General features: G+C 44.7%; 9 protein-coding genes. 6 read left to right on the forward strand and 3 right to left on the reverse strand.

The features are described 5' to 3' along the window. Positions 1 to 115 precede the first annotated feature (115 nt). A complete protein-coding gene (sbcB, locus tag V7R55_RS05585) occupies positions 116 to 1546 on the reverse strand; it encodes an exodeoxyribonuclease I (RefSeq protein ID WP_334058090.1) in 1431 nt (476 codons plus the stop codon). Positions 1547 to 1874: 328 nt separating this feature from the next. Between sbcB and V7R55_RS05590 the strand changes: the two genes are divergently transcribed. Next, positions 1875 to 2933, forward strand: coding sequence for an isoaspartyl peptidase/L-asparaginase family protein (locus V7R55_RS05590; protein WP_334058092.1), 1059 nt, complete (start codon positions 1875 to 1877; stop codon positions 2931 to 2933). A gap of 178 nt (positions 2934 to 3111) precedes the next feature. After that, a complete protein-coding gene (locus V7R55_RS05595; protein WP_334058094.1) occupies positions 3112 to 3531 on the forward strand; it encodes a CBS domain-containing protein in 420 nt (139 codons plus the stop codon). Between the two features lie 167 nt (positions 3532 to 3698). Here V7R55_RS05595 and V7R55_RS05600 read toward each other — a convergent pair whose 3' ends face one another. Then, a complete protein-coding gene (locus tag V7R55_RS05600; RefSeq protein WP_334058096.1) occupies positions 3699 to 6134 on the reverse strand; it encodes a phytase in 2436 nt (811 codons plus the stop codon). Between the two features lie 141 nt (positions 6135 to 6275). Then, positions 6276 to 8981 carry a TonB-dependent receptor gene (locus V7R55_RS05605; RefSeq protein ID WP_334058098.1) on the reverse strand — a complete coding sequence of 902 codons (2706 nt, stop codon included), beginning with the start codon at positions 8979 to 8981 and terminating at the stop codon, positions 6276 to 6278. A gap of 363 nt (positions 8982 to 9344) precedes the next feature. Between V7R55_RS05605 and V7R55_RS05610 the strand changes: the two genes are divergently transcribed. The 4 genes from V7R55_RS05610 to hrpA all read left to right on the forward strand — a co-directional run bounded on the left by V7R55_RS05610 (position 9345) and on the right by hrpA (position 17326). Further along, positions 9345 to 10256 carry a GGDEF domain-containing protein gene (locus V7R55_RS05610; RefSeq protein WP_334058100.1) on the forward strand — a complete coding sequence of 304 codons (912 nt, stop codon included), beginning with the start codon at positions 9345 to 9347 and terminating at the stop codon, positions 10254 to 10256. A 48-nt stretch (positions 10257 to 10304) separates the two neighbouring features. Beyond that, entirely contained in the window at positions 10305 to 11630 is a 1326-nt protein-coding gene (locus V7R55_RS05615) for an AraC family transcriptional regulator (RefSeq protein WP_334058102.1), read from the forward strand. Positions 11631 to 11907: 277 nt separating this feature from the next. Then, entirely contained in the window at positions 11908 to 13254 is a 1347-nt protein-coding gene (locus tag V7R55_RS05620) for a Na+/H+ antiporter NhaC family protein (RefSeq protein ID WP_334058104.1), read from the forward strand. A 100-nt stretch (positions 13255 to 13354) separates the two neighbouring features. Next, positions 13355 to 17326 carry an ATP-dependent RNA helicase HrpA gene (gene hrpA / locus V7R55_RS05625; protein ID WP_334058106.1) on the forward strand — a complete coding sequence of 1324 codons (3972 nt, stop codon included), beginning with the start codon at positions 13355 to 13357 and terminating at the stop codon, positions 17324 to 17326. The last annotated feature ends 271 nt before the right edge of the window (positions 17327 to 17597 follow it).

The raw sequence follows: 17597 nt of genomic DNA on the forward strand, positions 1-17597 counted from the left end.
TCCCTTGCGCACGTGTATTGTTATTATCGGCGGAAGTCATCAATTCCTTGACTACGTTTTATCCCTCACCGCCCTAGTTCAACTATCATTAATTTATGATGTTATAAAACCTCCGTCAAAGGTTTTTAGCATATTGATACAGTGCTCGCAGTATGGCCTGTTTGTCAGGATTATCGCTGTGCTCGTGGGCTAACGCTTCTAGTCTCATCATATAGTTTTCTAAGGTGATTGAGCCGCCAAACGCGGGGTCTGTTAAGCGAGCCTGACGATGATACTGCCACTTGGTCATCTCATCTGCGGTTAGCGTATTAGGGTAGTTTCGTGCACGGTAACGAAACAGCTGTTTGCGCAAACCTTCATGCTGAGTTTCATCGCTTAAGGTGGCAAGGTCATCAGGCTCGGCATTAATAACTCGCTCGCACCAGCGCCTATCTTCGTCATTTAAAAAACCACCGCTATACAAGGCATGGTCAATGTCATGCTCTGTACTGTCGCGCTCTTCGTCGTACACATCCACAAGCTTAGCAGCGAGATTCTTGATGTTTGCGAGTGTTTTATAATTGTCGAGGCAGCGCTCTCTATCAAGACCTAATCTAGCGGCATTGTCCTCAGTCATTGCTTTTGCTGTAGTAATAAACGGTGAGCGATTAATGTGGATGAGTTTAAGGCCAGGTCGCTCTTTTGCATCTGAATATGTATCCGCTGGCGCGTAAAGTGCCTGTCTGATCTCTTCTACTGAGTCGTTTACCAAGCTGTTTATATCATGGGATAAATCTATCGCTATAAATGCATTCGAATTGGTTGGGTGCTTTGCGATTGGCATTACCCATGTGCAACACCCCTGGGACGCTGGTAGTTTAGACGAGATATGTAAAAGTACCGAAGGTTTGCTCACATCAATTTGCTGCATAACCGTATGTTTATTGCGAAGCGAGAGCGCATACTCAAATAATCGAGGCTGCTTTTCTTTAATCAGCTTTGCCAGCGCAATCGTCGCATAAACATCGCTTAGGGCATCGTGCGCATTTTCATGCCCAATGTTATTTGCAGCAGTAAGCGATTCGAGTTTAAAGCTGGGTGTACCATCATCTCGTTCTGGCCAGCTAATCCCTTCTGGCCTAAGCGCGTAGCAGGCTCTTGCTACATCAATAATATCCCAGCGACTATTGCCATTTCGCCACTCCCGTGAATAAGGGTCGTAAAAATTACGGTAGAATAAATAGCGCGACACTTCATCGTCGAATCGAATGCTGTTAAACCCAACGCTACAGGTATTTGGTGTAGACATCTCTTGGTAAATTCGCGCAGCAAAGTCCGCCTCGTTCGACCCATCTCTTATGGTTTGCTGTGGCGTAATGCCGGTAACCAGGCACGCTTCAGGATGAGGGAGATAATCATTAGCAATGGCGCTCATAATGTTGATGGGCTTTCCAACAACATTTAAATTCATATCTGTTCTTACGGCGGCAAATTGGCAAGGGAGATCTTTTTGCGGACTGGTGCCAAATGTTTCAAAATCGTGCCACAAAAATGTAGGTGCGTGCATAACCACCATTGCTTATCTATAAAATCTTGCACGCAGTGTACACCGCGACAATTTTAATACCAAACGCTGTTGGTTTTGTGCCCAATTTTGAAACAAAGAATTTCTTAATTGACTTTGTAACCGGTTGGCTTTTCGCTCCCGCCGCCTAAAACAATATTTAAATCAGCCAGAAGTGCTTTTATAGAACTTCTCGACATAGCCTAGATTATCGTCATTTAGTGTGTCATCTTAAATTGTTAAGAATGCAATATTAACGTTACTTGTTTATGTTGATTTCATTCATCACAAAAATAAGCGGTGTTTTATAACTTTCAAAGGAGTCAACCGTTTGAAACTATTCCGAATTTCCCGTCAGTCCAATAGAGCTCGATACACGCTTTGCGCAATTAGCACTTTGTGCGCATTGTTTACAAGCGCTACTGTACTAGCAGCTAAATCACACCGAGAGAGCCCACAGGTAGCCATCGCCATCCATGGCGGAGCGGGCACTATTTTGAGATCTTCGATGACGCCTGAAAAAGAGGCGGCTTATAAAAAAGTGCTAACGCAGGCGGTACAGCACGGCTATGGCTTGCTGCAAGACGGTGCCAAAGGTGAAGTCGCGGTAGTAGAAACGATTAAAATTCTTGAAAGTTCACCTTTGTTTAACGCCGGTATTGGCGCAGTGTATACGTTTGACGGTGAGCATGAGCTCGATGCGTCTATCATGCATGGTGGAACAAAAAACGCCGGTGCTGTTGCCGGTGTTAAGACAATTCGAAGCCCAATAGAAGCGGCACTACTCGTGATGGACGAGTCCCCGCATGTCATGCTTTCTGGCCCAGGCGCTGAAGAATACGCTAAAGAAAACGGTCTTGAGCAAGTAGACAACTCACTTTTTGATACCGAGTTTCGCAAGCAAGCGTTAGATAAAGCGAAAGCCCGTATGGAGCAGGCTTCAAACGGCTACGGTTTGCAGCAGGGGAACGAGCGCTTTGGAACGGTAGGGGCCGTGGTATTGGATGGTTGGGGCAACATTGTTGCCGGTACATCAACAGGTGGAATGACGGCTAAACGATATGGACGCATCGGCGATTCACCTGTTATTGGAGCCGGCACTTATGCTGACAATGCTAGCTGCGCCGTATCAGCTACCGGTCATGGTGAATATTTCATTCGATACAATGTGGCTGCAGATATCTGTGCGCGAATGAATTATCAAGGGCTAACGTTGAAAGACGCTGCTAATACAGTGATTAACGACGTGTTAGTGAAAGCTGGTGGCGATGGTGGGGTAATAGCCATTGACGGGAAAGGAAACATCGCGATGCCATTTAATTCAGCGGGTATGTACCGTGCAAGTATCGACGTGCATGGTGAAGTAACCGTGGCTATTTATAAAGACTAAATACTTAGCGGTGCATGTTATTTTAATGTTAAATGCGCTGGCTTGTATTCAATGAAGCGTCTAATCTTTAAGTGTGGGGGAAATTGCTTTCACACGTGGTTAAAAATAATTGAAGTGCCGTAACGCCCAATAAGTCGCAGTATCGGTCACATTAGGCGCCACGGCTGGAGAATCGAAAATGGAATCGTTGCAAGTCAGTGATTATATGAATACTCACCCAGTCAAACTTAATGTCGATATGCCCGTTGCGCAGGCTGTCGAAGCGCTGTTAGCCAGTGGGCAAAGTGGTGGACCTGTGCTTGATGCAAAGGGAAAAGTGGTGGGCTTTTTATCGGAACAAGATTGTATCGCTCAAATGATTGCATCTAGCTATTATCGCGAGCAGATTTGTAGGGTAGGCGAAATAATGAAAACGCCGGTGGTTTCGGTTAAGCCCTATATGTCGGTGATAGAGCTAGCGCAATTGCTGCTTAAAGAGAAGCCGCGGGTTTACCCGGTTGTCGATGATGATGGTGTGCTTTTAGGCTCTATTAACCGAACGGCTGTGCTTCGTGCCATTGACGTTCAATTAAACGATGGCTATCAGCGAGCGGGCTAGTTGTTTTTAAGGCGCACTATCTTTCTATAGTTGCGGCCTTATTGCTGTTGCTTCAAAGGCACTTCTATAAAAAGATGCTGTATTATCGGAAAAAGAGGCGTTTACCATTTAACGCCTCTTTTAGTTTCCGCAGCTATAAGCGTTATTTGTTACGCAACTACGTGAGTCTAATGATCTCCGTCGACTAGTTCTGTTATTGCTTCTTTTAGTGACGTGCCAGTCACTAACTTGAAGTTTTGAGTTTGGCTAGGCATGACGTTTCGTCCATCCTGAACCACCCAAAGTCCATCTGAGAACCTTCCGTCAAGGTTTGCGTTGGTTACATCAAGCCCGTCTGTTTCCGATGCGCCGTCTATTTGCCGTACCTTGTCGGCAATGATTTCAATGAGTCCAATAAAGTTAAGCTTGTAAGGGGAGTTGTTGAGAGTTTGATAAATAGCGTAACTATTATTGCCTTGGCTAGAGGCAATCAGATAGGTTTGGCCGTCAACATCGAAAAGAGCCAGCCCTTCGATATCTGCTTCAACAGGCGAGGCTATTTCAGCTATAAAGCGAGGCTCTTCATTGTTGTTACTCACATCCAAGGCCCAGATCCCAGCACCTTCTTCACCTAGGTATGCTGTGTTTGTATTAATATTTACCACGCACCCTTCAGGTTGAGAAGGTAGCGAAAATGACTGTGTTAAGCGCCCTTCAACATTTTTCGCTGTAGTAATAGACACGTCATATCGTTCAAAGCGTCCGCTGGTATCGTTTGCAAATACTTGGGCTATGCCTCCGGTTACAAACATACACAAGCCGTAGATATCACCAAGCGTAGTGCTAATATCACCGATGTGAGCCATGTCTCCACGTTTATCAATCTCAAATACTGATAAGCTGTTGTTTGAACGATTTGATGCTACGGCAATATCAATCGTCGACGCGTCGCTTTTGCGAGCTTGGATTTGTTTAACAGTAACACCGTAACCCACGTCAACGTTATTTACTCTGCCAATAGGTAAGCTTTGCAAAAGCTTACCTGATAAGTCATAGCTATTAAGTGCCCCTTTTTTGTCTGTACCGATAACGCGACTTTGTTTCGGTGAGAACAAATTAACCCAAATGGCTGGGTCGTCTGCAGCATCACCATAATTTTCTACCGGGTCGGTTTCTACTTCGGCGGTAACGTTGACAATCCCGTGTTCACTTTTCGAGTTTGCCGCTTCTGCGCGGCTACCTTTTGTATTGGTGGTTTTTGTGTGGATGTATTGGGTACTAGCTTCCGCCTGGCCAGAATCGCACTGACCGTTGAGTAAAGCATCGCTTAATGTCGGTGATAGCTCCGTGTAAAAAAAGTCACCTGATTCGTCATCATCAACGATAAGAGAAATGTTTCTTTTTTTGCCATTTAGCGACAAATGGACGTATTCGGGCTTAATAAAGGTAGTCTTACCGTCAGCATTGTTTACTGCAGGCGCTGAGTTGTCATCTCCTACACTATAAATAAGCGAGACAAATCGCGTCAGGCATGGGGTTTGTAACCATACACCGCTGGCATCTGGGCTAACCCAAGCAGAGACACCCATGCTATCTTGCTTCGATATTGAGGGTAGAGCTCTAGCAGAGACACCCACGTTATCTTTTATTGAGATTGGGTGAATTGAGGGGAGGGTGGCTACACCTTCAATAGCCCTAGCAGAGACACCCACGTTATCTCGTATTGAGATTGGGGGCATTGGGGGTAGGAAGGCTACACCTTCAATAGCGACATCTCGCTCATGGAAGATGAGGTCTTTTGCTAGCTCACTCTCCATATTGGTATCTAGCTGCCACACACCGGCATATTCGTCGGCTAGATATAAGGTTTCAGTATCTGTATTTAGGGCGCAGCTTTTAATGCCCGGCCCTATCGCAAAGTCACGAAGAGATAAAAAGCTTCCGTTGTAAACTTCATACTGATTCAGTGTGTGAGTGGCATCAATATTGATAATTTGCAGTTCGCCATCACTCGTTGTTCCAGCGCAAATAGCTTCAGAGCCTCTAGTTAGCTGATTAACTTGCTGTTGAACTTCAAGGGATTGTGGCGCGACTTTATACACTTCTATGTGTTGAGTGTCGTTGTTAAATATTACCAAAGACACCCATTGCTGCGTTTTTTGCAATGAAACTTCAGCATTCACAACGCTGTAATTTCCCTCAATGAACGTCTCCTTTCCCGCCGAATTGCTTAACGAGACACCCTTGTATTCATTCACGTTGATATGGATAAAGTGGGTGTCTTCGTTAGTGCTTTTCTTTATTTTAGGTTGGGTGCCCTTGGTGTTGTTTGCATTGATGTCTGCGTAAGTAAGCTGTTGGGTATTAGCATGGGTGTCTTTGCTAACGTTGTTTTTGTAAGAAAGTGTAAGGCTGAAACCGTTTTCGAGTTTTGTAAGCGGTAATACTAATTCTTGGACATCGGTTTTTTTAAACTGTTGGCTATCACCCGTCCCAATATTCGCTGTGTTGCTATTTGCGTTATTAGCAGCTGCGCAACTAAATAAAGCTAAACATGTGGTTGAAATCGCGGCTGCTTTAACTTTAGTGTTAAAAGGTTGTTGTATGTGGCGCTGTTTGGTCATTATTCTTATTGTCCTGAAACTTTTTGAGTGTAAGTACATGGCCTACCGAACGAGTAAAGGCATGGCCTAGAGAACTGAATTGGGAGGCCAAAGACATATTGGCCTCACCCTTTTTAGTAGACTGCTTATCGATAATCGTAATTAGTTAAGCTGCCAAGTGAAGCCAAGCTCAAAGGTACGACCATATTCTTCATACTGTGCGTTCTGGTTTCGCGTATCGAAATAGTTGTAGAAGGGTTCGTCACCTAAGTTTATGCCGTTGAAATACACCTGCATACTGTTGTTAATGTAGTAGCGTGCCATGAAATCAACCTGAACGTGATCGTCTTCGAATCTCAACATGTCGCCATCAATTTCTTCGAAATTGTCACTCTTATAGGTGGTAGCTAAACGTACGCTGAAGTCATTGGCTTCGTATCCAATGGTTAAGTTTCCAATGCGGTCTGACTGGTTCGGTAATTGAGTTTCAAATTTTTCGCCGTCTAAAAAAGTGGTCGCTTCTGAGTCGGTAAAAGTTGCGTTGGCAGAAACAATGAAGCCGTTATTGAAAGCTTTTACCCATGAAAGTTCTAAGCCCCTCAAATCGGCAGAGTCACCATTTATTGGCTGTATAACTTCTTCAAAACCTTCCCAGCCTGCGGTACCCGCTACATCAGCGTAAACAACAAAGTTGTCGATATTCTTGTAGAACAGTCCAGCTGACATTACGCCAATATCGCCTGGGTAGTATTCAATCGATAAGTCGAGGTTTTGTGCTTCATAAGGCTGAAGCTCAGGGTTGCCAACTTCGGCTTCGCGTTCAGTGACAAATACGCCATCGTCTTCTTCTGTTGTGCTCTCGATGATTTGGAACGCGGCTACGTCTTCAAATTTAGGTCTTGAAATAGTTTGCGTATAAGCGGCGCGAAGCTGAAGTTTATCTGAAAATGTATATCTGGCGTTTATGCTGGGTAACCAGTGGTCATAGTCACGTTCCGCTTCCCATGGTGTATTAACCACTTCTTCAACATCGGTTTCTTCGTTTTCTACTAGCTCTACGCGCATACCAGATGTAGAAAAGTCAGTGCGCTCATAGCGAACACCCGCAACTAAGTGAAGTTGATCAATGTCTACGCTACCCATAACGTAGGCGGCAAAAATATCTTCTTCATTTACATAAGTAGCACCGCGAGACTCTACTTCAGAATTTAGGCTGTCTAATTCTAGGCTACCGCGGTTATCGTTGAAGTAATCACGCATTTCACCTCGATTAAGCCCTAGGCCAAAGTCATCGAGTGAATAGTCTGGACTTGCAGCGCCAAACTGAGAAGCATCTAGCTCGTCAAATTCACCGTCGAAAATCGTAATGCTGCTGTCTCGGTCTTTTTCTCGGCTGCGGTATTTAGAACCCATTTTTATTTCGCCAATATAACCACCAAGATTAAGAGGGCGTGCTACATCGAATTTAATACTGGTTTCGGTGTCTTTGGTGTAGTTGTCTTCAAAGCTGATTTCATCTACCTCGTAAGTTGATAAGTCCATGGCATCAGCGTTTTGTGAAACAGTAGGGCGCATTGTGTTTAGGTCTGCGTCAATACTGTCATTTTCAGTTTTAAAGACGTAATACAGGGCATCAGGTTCATCTTCATCAGATTTCGCATAACCAAGTTGCCAGTTGGCTGTCCAAGTTTTTAATTGATGTTCACCACCTAAGGCCACAGTGAATATACTTTGACTTTCAAAACGGTCTTTACTTTCTCTTTCTATCTCCGAGTCCTCGCCATCAAACGTAAATATGTTGCCCTGGCGAAATTCATCGTCAGAAAACTCGCTGTAGAGGGTGCGAAGAAAATACTGGTTATTAAAATCGGGGCGAAAATCAATATTTAATGCACTACCTAAACGCTTACGGGTGATGGTGTAATGACGCTGTTCAAGTTCATCTTCGCCGTTACTTTCTACGTTGTCTGAACCAAAGTCTCTGTCAAAATACGAGATAGCGCCAGCTACCCCCCATTCTGATGACAGTTTTTTAGTGAAAGTGCCAGAAAGCTTAGGGCTGGTTTCATCACGTAAGTCGTTTTGACTTGCTTGTACCGTCACGCTCGCGGTATCACGCGCTTTATCAAACGCACTTACACTTTTAACGGCTACCGAGCCACCAATAGCGTCGCCGTCCATATCTGGGGTTACTGATTTAGAAACTTCTAAGGTTTGAATAAGCTCAGATGGAATTACGTCTAGTGCCACTGAACGTACACCCGACTCAGGTGATGGGATATTTAAGCCGTTGATGGTCACGTTATTCAGGTTAGGGTCGATACCACGGATCCCAACGAAACGACCTTCACCTTGATCTCGTTCGATAGATAAACCGGGTAAGCGTTGCAACGATTCTGCGGCATTTTGGTCTGGAAATTGTCCAATGGCATCAGCCGATACAATAGAAGAAATGCGGTCTGATGCTCTTTGCTGATTGATTGCACTTGCTTGTCCGCTTCGTTGTCCGCGTACTAGTATTTCGTCAATCGTGTCGCCGCTGCCAAGCTCAACAGCAGCACGGGCGATGCCGTTATCTGTCACCTGGATATCTTGAGTAACGGTTTGTTCACCCAGGTAAGAAACCTCTAGTGTGTAAGTACCCTCGGGAATAGACGGAAAGCGAAACGTACCGTCTCTGCCTGCTTCTGTGCTTATTCCTAATTCGACAATTTTTATTTGTGCACCGGCATAGCTGCGTGTCTTCGCTGCGTCTTTTACAGAGCCGATAATGACGCCATCGGCAGCTGCAACGGGTGAAGCCACGGCGAGACCCAATGCTGTGATACAAGCAAGGGTAAGAGATGAGTACGCGGTTTTAATTTTCATTTATTTTCCAATCAATTAAGCAGTCAAGAGCGTGTTAAGTAAGTGAGTAAGTACACTAGAAAGCCTGCGTGACAGTTATATGACGATGTGATGGAAGGGGAGTCTCGTTAAACGAAATCGAGACAAGTTTTTAGTTTGTTGAGCTAAAATGACCCTGAATTAACCTTCTGAATTATTTGGTTTTATTATTGTTTTCTATCGTTATCTGAGGACTTTGCCATCAAGATGTCACATTGGTGAGCCAAACTGACCCTCGACAGTTTCAGCAGAATTGGGCAAGACTCTCGTCCTATTTTGAACGCTTTCGCACACAGAGTTGGTGCGTGAGGTAATTCACCACGAGATATTGCCAAAGAGAGCATTATGTTTACCTTTTCAAATGCAACACAATTTAGACATCACAAGGTTTGGCTGGTATTTACTGCGAGCGTAGTGACGCTGGCAGTTTGCTTAGCTTCGATATTCGGTGATGTGAAAGAAAGCGCTGTGATATCAAACCTAGATATTTTGGGGGAGGGAAGCATCGTTTTTTTAACCCTGGCATGGATCCTTGCAGCCCTTGCCAGTCGTCCTCCTGGAACAGTAACTAGCCTTTTGACAATAGGACTAGGTTTATTTTTGTTTTCCGTCAGCCTGGACTTTTTAGATGAGTTTTTCCATTACACAGATGAAGCTTATTGGATAAGTATGATTGAATCTTATCCAGCAGTCGTGGGGATGGTGGTGATGACTACGGCGCTTTATCAATGGCACCTAGAGCAGCGCGCCTTAAATTTGCAATTGCGGCGCAGGGAGTGGGATTTTCGCGATCACGACGCCATTGACCCCATTACGCAACTTTATCGAGCAGAGTATTGGAAAGCACAAATTCACAAGCAGCAGCGCTCCGGTAAAACAGCCGTTTTAGCCATTATCGACATTAATAATTTCTCTGTTTTTAATCAGAAGCATGGATATACCGAAGGCGATAGATATCTGCATGACATTGCGCAGTTGGTAATTATGAACTTACGGCAGCAGGATTTAGCTTGTCGTTATGCTGGTGATCGTTTTGCCATTTTAATGCCGGATATTTCGCCTATGCAGGCTGATCTCATTCTCAGTGATATTAAAGCCAGTATTCAACACCTTGCTTTTAGACACAGCCAAAATGCGAATGCGATATACACCACTGCACGTAGCACTCAAGTAACTTTGCTGCCCAAGCAGCGACTAGCAACGGTGCTTAACAACATGCTCTTGGAACTTGAACGGCCACATGATAGCGCAGCTTAATGAAAGAGCCTTGTTCAAGGTAACAAAGACGCCTGCGGTGAGTTACTTATGGATTTAACACTACCACTAGAAGCGCTGCGTGCATCTAAGGGAAGAGGTGCTGATGGGCTTGGCATGGGTGTCTCTGTAAAAGGAGGTGCTGATGAGCTTGTCGTGGGTGTATCTGTAAAAGGAGATGCTGACGAGCTTGGCATGGGTGTCTCTGTAAAAGGGGATGCTGATGGGCTTGGCATGGGTGTCTCTGTAAAAGGAGATGCTGATGGGCTTGGCATGGGTGTCATTGCTAGTGCTAATGTGGTGATGTCAGTTCAAGATAAAGCGATTCGTGGGTGTTGGTTGGTGCGGGCCGCATTGGACGTGGCGTTATCGAGAGGTGCTAATAAAAATAAGTTGCTGCGAGGAACTGGGATTTTTGATGATGCTTTACAGAGTGATTCGCTATTAAGCATAAAACAATATTCATTGCTGTTAGGGAATGTGCATGCCCAAACAAAAGGGAGCGATGTTAGCTTCATGCTCGGTGGTGCTCTAGCTTCGCAGTGGCAGCACAGTCCTTTGCATGTGTTAGCAGCATGCGAAAATGTCGAAGCACTACTTTTTCATCTCACTCGCCGCCAAACATTCAGGTGGTGTAGCTTACCGCTATGTCAATTTCAGCGTTTCGAAAGCGCAAATACTACTGTATTGGTACCGCAGTTAACTGGGGGGAGCAGCAAACTATCGTTATTCACTATCGAATTAGCATTTGCATGTATCGTTTCACTGTTGAAAAACATTGCGAATAAGCGAATACACCTGTCTTTTACGTTTACGGGTAGTCGGCCGAAAAACATCGCTGATTATGAAACTCACCTTGGCCTTAAGTTATCGTTTAATAGTACCTTCAACAGTATTTGTATTGAAAAAGACGTATTGCTACAGCCCATAAAACCGATACGTAAAACGGCAGATGTTTGTGAACCAAAGGTTTCATCAAGCAGTGTACTAGGCAACAGTTTATTACGAGACAGTGTCACTTCATCAAAAACAGCGCCTCATACTACACTGAAACCATGTCTGCCTTTGCCAGATTTCGTCAGGCATTACATCTTTGCATTTAGCGCAAAAAGCGCAAATATAGCTTTACCCGAATTAGCAGAGAAGTTGGGTGTTAGCGTGGCTACTTTGAAGCGAAAATTAAAGGAGTTTGGTGTTAGCTTTCGAACGTTATCTGAAGAAGTTCAGCGTAATCATGCGGTGATGCTTTTGTCAGTAAATAAAGTTAGCAACGAGGTTGCAGCAGGTGCAATGGGCATTAACGACTTAACTAATTTTCGTCGCACTGTAAAACGGCTTACCGGCAAAACCCCCAGCGAACTGCGAAACCCCCATTAAACTGAGTGACTTCCATTTATATGCGCGACTAGCCCGAAGCTTAAAAAACTAAAATAGTAGCTGTAACCATTCAGATGAGTTAGCCACTAGGAGGTAAACTCCTTTTCAACGCTCTTAAAAACTTTTATCCTTTGCTGCTTTAGCTTCACACTGTGAAAGACCGTGAAAATATGGTCTTGCTGAAGCTTGCTTTACGCACTCGCACCCTTCAGGTGGCTGTTCAGCGTAGCCTTTAAACTTTTGCTGTCACGCAATAAAACCCAAAAGAGAGTTTTCTGTGCACGAAAATAACGACATTGCACCAAATTCTATTATTCCAAATCCACTAGGTTTAACGCCTATTTTGCTTTTTGTGATCCTTGTTGTAGTAACAGGCATCACCACAAATGACATTACCGCAATGCCTATTTTAGTGGCGTTTTTCATTAGTGCCGGGTATGGCTTATGTTTGAACCCTAAAGGCAGAAAAGTTAGCTTTTCAGAAAAGGTACAGACTTTTTGTAAAGGCGGTGGCGACAAGAACATTATTCTCTTAGTGCTGATATTCCTGCTAGCAGGTGCTTTTTACGCGGTGACCATTGATATTGGTGCACGAGATGCCACGGTTAACATGGCGCTGCAATTTGTACCTTCCGCACTCATATTACCAGGCCTGTTTTTGATTTGCTGTTTCATATCATTTTCCATGGGCACGTCAATGGGCACTATTACCGCGCTCTCACCAATAGGAGCAGGTCTTGCTACCAGCCTAGGGCTGCCGGTGGAAATGGCGCTGGGTATTGTAGTGGGGGGCGCTATGTTTGGTGACAACCTTTCGTTTGTGTCAGACACCACCATTGCCGCAACACGAACGCAGGGCGTGCAGCTAAAGGACAAATTCAAAGCAAATTTAATGGTTGCTGTGCCAGCCTGCATCGTCACTATGGCGTTATTGCTTATGGTCGATGTGGATACTTCAGGAATTGTAGAAGGCGGCAGCTATGATTTTTGGCGTATAGTGCCGTACTTATGCATTATTGCATTTGCGCTAACAGGGTTTAACGTCATTAGCGTACTTGCAGTGGGTATTGCCAGCGCCTGCGTGGTGGGTTTGGTTCAAGGTAGCTTTACGCCACTTTCGATGATGCAAAGTATTCAAAAAGGGATGGGCTGGATGCAAGATTTAGCCATGATAGCCATAACCATAGGTGGCATTGTAGCGCTTATGCATGCAAATGGCGGTATCACCTGGTTAATTGAGCGTTTAACTCGCAAAGTTACATCTAAGAAAGGCGCGGAGTTTAGTATTGCTGGTTTAGTTAGCTTTTTGGATATTACAACGGCTAACAATACCATTGCCATTGTTACTGCAGGCCCTATTGCTAAAGATTTGAACGAAAAATATGGCGTAGACCCACGCCGTACTGCGTCATTACTGGATATTTTTTCGTGTAGCTTCCAGGGCTTGGTCCCTTACGGAGCACAGCTCTTAAGCGCAGCAGCTGTAGTGGGTATTTCACCATTGGCTATTACACCTTATTGCTGGTACCCCATGCTTATATTCGTATTTGGAGCAGCAGCCATTTGGTTCGGCTTTCCTCGTTTTACAACCACGCAGGACGATGAATTAACCCAAAGCGCTTAAATTCTCGTAACGCTTAACACACTGGCTTTTTAGGGCGGTATCTTCTAGGATCACCGCCCGAATTTTATTGATGATTAGAAACTCGCTTTAGGATGTCACTTTGTCTTCACCACTTGCTATAAAACCTCTTTACAACAAACTTGATGATTGTTTAAGCGCAGATAAATTTCGTTTGAAGCGCAGGATCACGCAGCTTGCGCAAAAAGCTAATGACGCATCTGGCGGTAAAGAAAATGGGAAAAAAGAAGCGACAAATAATTCAGTAAGCGAAGATAGCCTAAAAAAGCAGTTTGAGAAACTAGAAAGCGATATCAATACATCAATAGAAAAGCGTAATTGGCGTCAAAACAACCTTCCTAAGGTTGAATATCCGCCGCTGCCGGTTAGCGATAAAAAAGAAGATATCAAAGAAGCGATTGCTAATAACCAAGTGGTTATCGTGGCCGGTGAAACCGGCTCGGGTAAAACCACACAGCTACCTAAAATATGTCTAGAACTAGGTCGCGGTGTGAATGGCATGATTGCTCATACTCAGCCACGACGTTTAGCAGCAAGAAGCGTGGCTACGCGTATCGCTGAAGAGCTAAACACGCCCCTTGGCGAAAAGGTAGGTTTTAAGATTCGCTTTAGCGATCAGGTAAGCGAGCGAAGCTACGTTAAACTTATGACCGACGGTATGCTGCTTGCTGAAATGCAGCAAGACCGCTTCTTAAATCAATACGATACTATCATCATAGATGAAGCCCACGAGCGAAGCCTTAATATTGATTTCTTGTTAGGTTATCTGCGTCAGCTGTTGGATAAGCGCCCTGATCTGAAGCTTATTATTACGTCAGCTACCATCGACCCAGAACGCTTTTCTAAACACTTTAATAATGCGCCAATTATTGAAGTGAGCGGTCGTACCTATCCGGTAGAGATTCGTTATCACGCGCCAGAAGACAATGATGATGACATTGATCAAAGTGATGCCATCGTAAATGCTGTCGACGAGCTAATGCGCGAAGCACCGGGCGACATTCTGGTATTTCTAAGTGGTGAACGCGAGATACGCGATACCCAAGATGCCTTGAGCAAACAGCATTATCGCAATACTGAAATTGTACCACTTTACGCTAGGTTATCGGCTGCAGAGCAAAACCGCATTTTTCAGTCTCACAGCGGCAGGCGCATTGTGCTAGCTACTAACGTTGCTGAGACCTCACTAACCGTACCCGGTATCAAATACGTAATAGACCCAGGGTTTGCCCGTATTTCACGCTATAGCGCTAGAAGTAAAGTGCAGCGACTGCCTATTGAGCCAATATCGCAAGCTTCAGCAAATCAGCGGGCAGGGCGATGCGGCCGTGTATCTGATGGTATCTGTATTCGCCTATACAGCGAAGACGACTATTTAGGGCGCCCAGAATTTACTGACCCAGAGATACTGCGAACGAACTTAGCGTCGGTTATCTTGCAAATGCTTGCGTTAGGATTGGGCGACATCGCTGCTTTTCCGTTTGTTCAACCACCGGATAACCGCAACATCAACGACGGCTTCCGTTTACTTGAAGAAATCCAAGCCATTGCGAAAGGTAAAGCTAACAGGAAAACGAAGCAAAGTGGCAAGATGCAGCTTACCCCGCTAGGTCGTCAGGTGGCGCGTTTGCCCATCGACCCTCGCTATGCGCGTATGGTGATAGAAGCTGAGCGCACAAATGCGCTTAGTGAAGTCATGGTGATTGCGGCAGGACTTTCTATACAGGACCCGCGAGAGCGACCTCAGGAAAAACGCCAGCAAGCAGACGAGAAGCACAGTGAATATCACGACAAAGATTCAGATTTTATAAGCCTTTACAACTTGTGGGTGGCGTTTAGAGAGCAGCAAAATGCGTTAAGCCAAAATCAGCTTCGCAAATGGTGTAAGCAGAATTTCATCAACTATTTGCGTATGCGCGAGTGGCAAGACATTGTAAGCCAGCTTAAAAAGTCTATTGCTGAACTGGGCTTCGGTATTTCAAAGCAAGAAGCCGACTATCAGGCTATTCACCAAGCTATCGCCAGCGGTTTGCTGTCGCACATGGGCTTTAAAGATAAAGACCGTGAGTATATGGGGTCACGTAATTCACGCTTTTTAATTTTCCCAGGATCAGGGTTATCAAAGTCTCAGCCAAAATGGGTAATGGCAGCCGAGCTGGTAGAAACGTCTAAACTTTTTGCCCGTATGGTGGCAAAAATAGATCCAGCGTGGGTAGAGCCTTTAGCTGAACACGTTGTGCAAAGAAGCTATTCTGAGCCTCATTGGTCTAAAAAGCGCGGCGCGGTTATTGCGTTTGAAAAGGTTACTCTGTTCGGGCTGCCTATTGTGATGAAGCGTGCAAAGGTTTACAGCCTAATCGACCCGCCAATTTGCCATGAATTGTTTATTCGCGAAGCGTTAGTAGAAGGTAACACCAAGCTCAACTACAGCTTTTTACAAGAAAATCAGGCACTGCTGGAACAAGCGGATGAATTTGAGCAAAAGACTCGACGTCGCGATTTGATTGTAGATGATGAAGAGCTTGTAAGCTTTTACGCTAAACGTATTCCGGTTGAAGCCAATAATGATGCAGCGTTTAAAAAATGGTTTAGACAGCACGGAAGCAACGACAGCTTAACCTTTAAAGAAGAAGACGTGTATCGTCAGCAGCCTGGGAAGTCGGTAGCGAACGCGTTCCCTGATGTATGGCGCCAAGGCAATATTACGCTGCCGCTACGCTATAACTTCGAGCCCAACGCTGAAGATGACGGTGTAACGGTAGTGATCCCGCTACCAGTGCTTAACCAAGTGGACAATGTAGGTTTTGATTGGTTAGTACCTGGGCTGAGGCACGACCTCATAGTCGGCTTAATTAAAACCTTACCTAAACGTTTGCGACGCAATTTTGTGCCTGCGCCTAACTTTGCCGATGCCTGCCTTGCTGATATCAGTGAAACAGACAAAAACAATCGCCCTGTGCCTTTGCTGGAAGCGGTTAGTGATAAGCTTCGTAAAATGACTGGCGTTGTTATTGAGAGCGAAGAATGGAATCTCTCTCAGCTTGATAAGCATTTAAAAGTGCACTTTGCGGTAGTGAACGACAACGGTGATGATATTGCCAAAGGTGATGACCTTCATGCCCTTAAACAACAGTGTGCAGGGCAGGTAAAACAAACTTTTGAAAAAGCCGCGACTCCTGAATTAGAGCGCAACAATATTGAACAGTGGGATTTTGAAAGCCTACCGGAAACCTTTGTGCAAAAGGTAGGCGGGTTTGAAGTTCAGGCGTTCCCAGCATTAGTGCAAAAAGGCGATAAGGTGGATATCGCGTTAATCGAGGAAGCTGATAAAGCGCAGACGCTACATAAGCAGGGGGTGAATGTATTGATTAAAAATGCCATGCCCTCGCCGCTTAACTATTTGCAAAGTAAATTACCCAATAAAGCCAAACTGGGTTTGTATTTCAATCCATTTGGGCAAGTTAAAGCGTTAATAGATGATTGTATTTTTGCGGGTATTGACGCCATTGTCAGTGATTACTGCAAATCGAACGACACTGATATTCGGAATAAAGCTGACTTTGAGGCCTGTTTGGAGATTGCTCGAGCAAATATCAATGACAGAGTGTTAGAAATTGCCAAGCAGGTAGAGCAGGGGCTTACTCTTGCTCATCAATGCCAAAAGCAGATGAAAGGTAACGTACCGCTGACTATGATTAACGCGTTAGGTGACTGTAAAGCGCATTTAGCGTCATTGGTATTCCCTGGCTTTGTCTCTCAAATAGGTGAAAGTAGGCTGGACGATTGGAACCGCTATATTAAAGGCTTGGCTCGTCGTCTTGAGAAGCTACCTATTGACCCCAACAAGGACCGAATGCATCAGGTAACTGTAGAAAAGTCGATTAAAGAGTGGGAAAAAACGTGCAGTAAGTACCCCAAAGGTAAGGTGCCTCAAGCCCTTGATGATGTGCGCTGGATGATAGAAGAACTGCGTGTTTCTTTGTTTGCGCAGCAGCTTGGTACGGCATACCCCATATCAGCGAAGCGTATATCCCTCTATTTAGCAGACTTCTAATGAAATTTTCGATATAGACAGTGTGTAACGCCTAGTTTACCAAGCGCGGAGCGCATCTACATAGGCTTGTTAATTATATTAGAGCCCCACAGTGCGCCACATCGTGGGGCTTTAATATTTGTATTCAATAAGCGTACAGCCGTGCTGTTTTATCGATAATAAAAGATAATCGTCGACTCGTTGAGGTAAGACCAATACGACTTTTGCTATATTACTGAATAAAATTTAGACAGTTCGATTGACAAGTTATCGGCATCAACCTATAACAACA

The sequence above is a fragment of the Alteromonas sp. S005 genome (genome assembly GCF_036864475.1).
In the GTDB taxonomy this organism is placed as follows: Bacteria; Pseudomonadota; Gammaproteobacteria; order Enterobacterales; family Alteromonadaceae; genus Alteromonas.

What these genes read in the sequence shown, in the direction of transcription:
- sbcB (WP_334058090.1), bottom strand. Translation starts at nt 1,546, where the DNA reads ATGCACGCACCTACATTTTTGTGGCACGATTTTGAAACATTTGGCACC.
- V7R55_RS05595 (WP_334058094.1), top strand. Translation starts at nt 3,112, where the DNA reads ATGGAATCGTTGCAAGTCAGTGATTATATGAATACTCACCCAGTCAAA.
- V7R55_RS05600 (WP_334058096.1), bottom strand. Translation starts at nt 6,134, where the DNA reads ATGACCAAACAGCGCCACATACAACAACCTTTTAACACTAAAGTTAAA.
- V7R55_RS05605 (WP_334058098.1), bottom strand. Translation starts at nt 8,981, where the DNA reads ATGAAAATTAAAACCGCGTACTCATCTCTTACCCTTGCTTGTATCACA.
- V7R55_RS05610 (WP_334058100.1), top strand. Translation starts at nt 9,345, where the DNA reads ATGTTTACCTTTTCAAATGCAACACAATTTAGACATCACAAGGTTTGG.
- V7R55_RS05615 (WP_334058102.1), top strand. Translation starts at nt 10,305, where the DNA reads ATGGATTTAACACTACCACTAGAAGCGCTGCGTGCATCTAAGGGAAGA.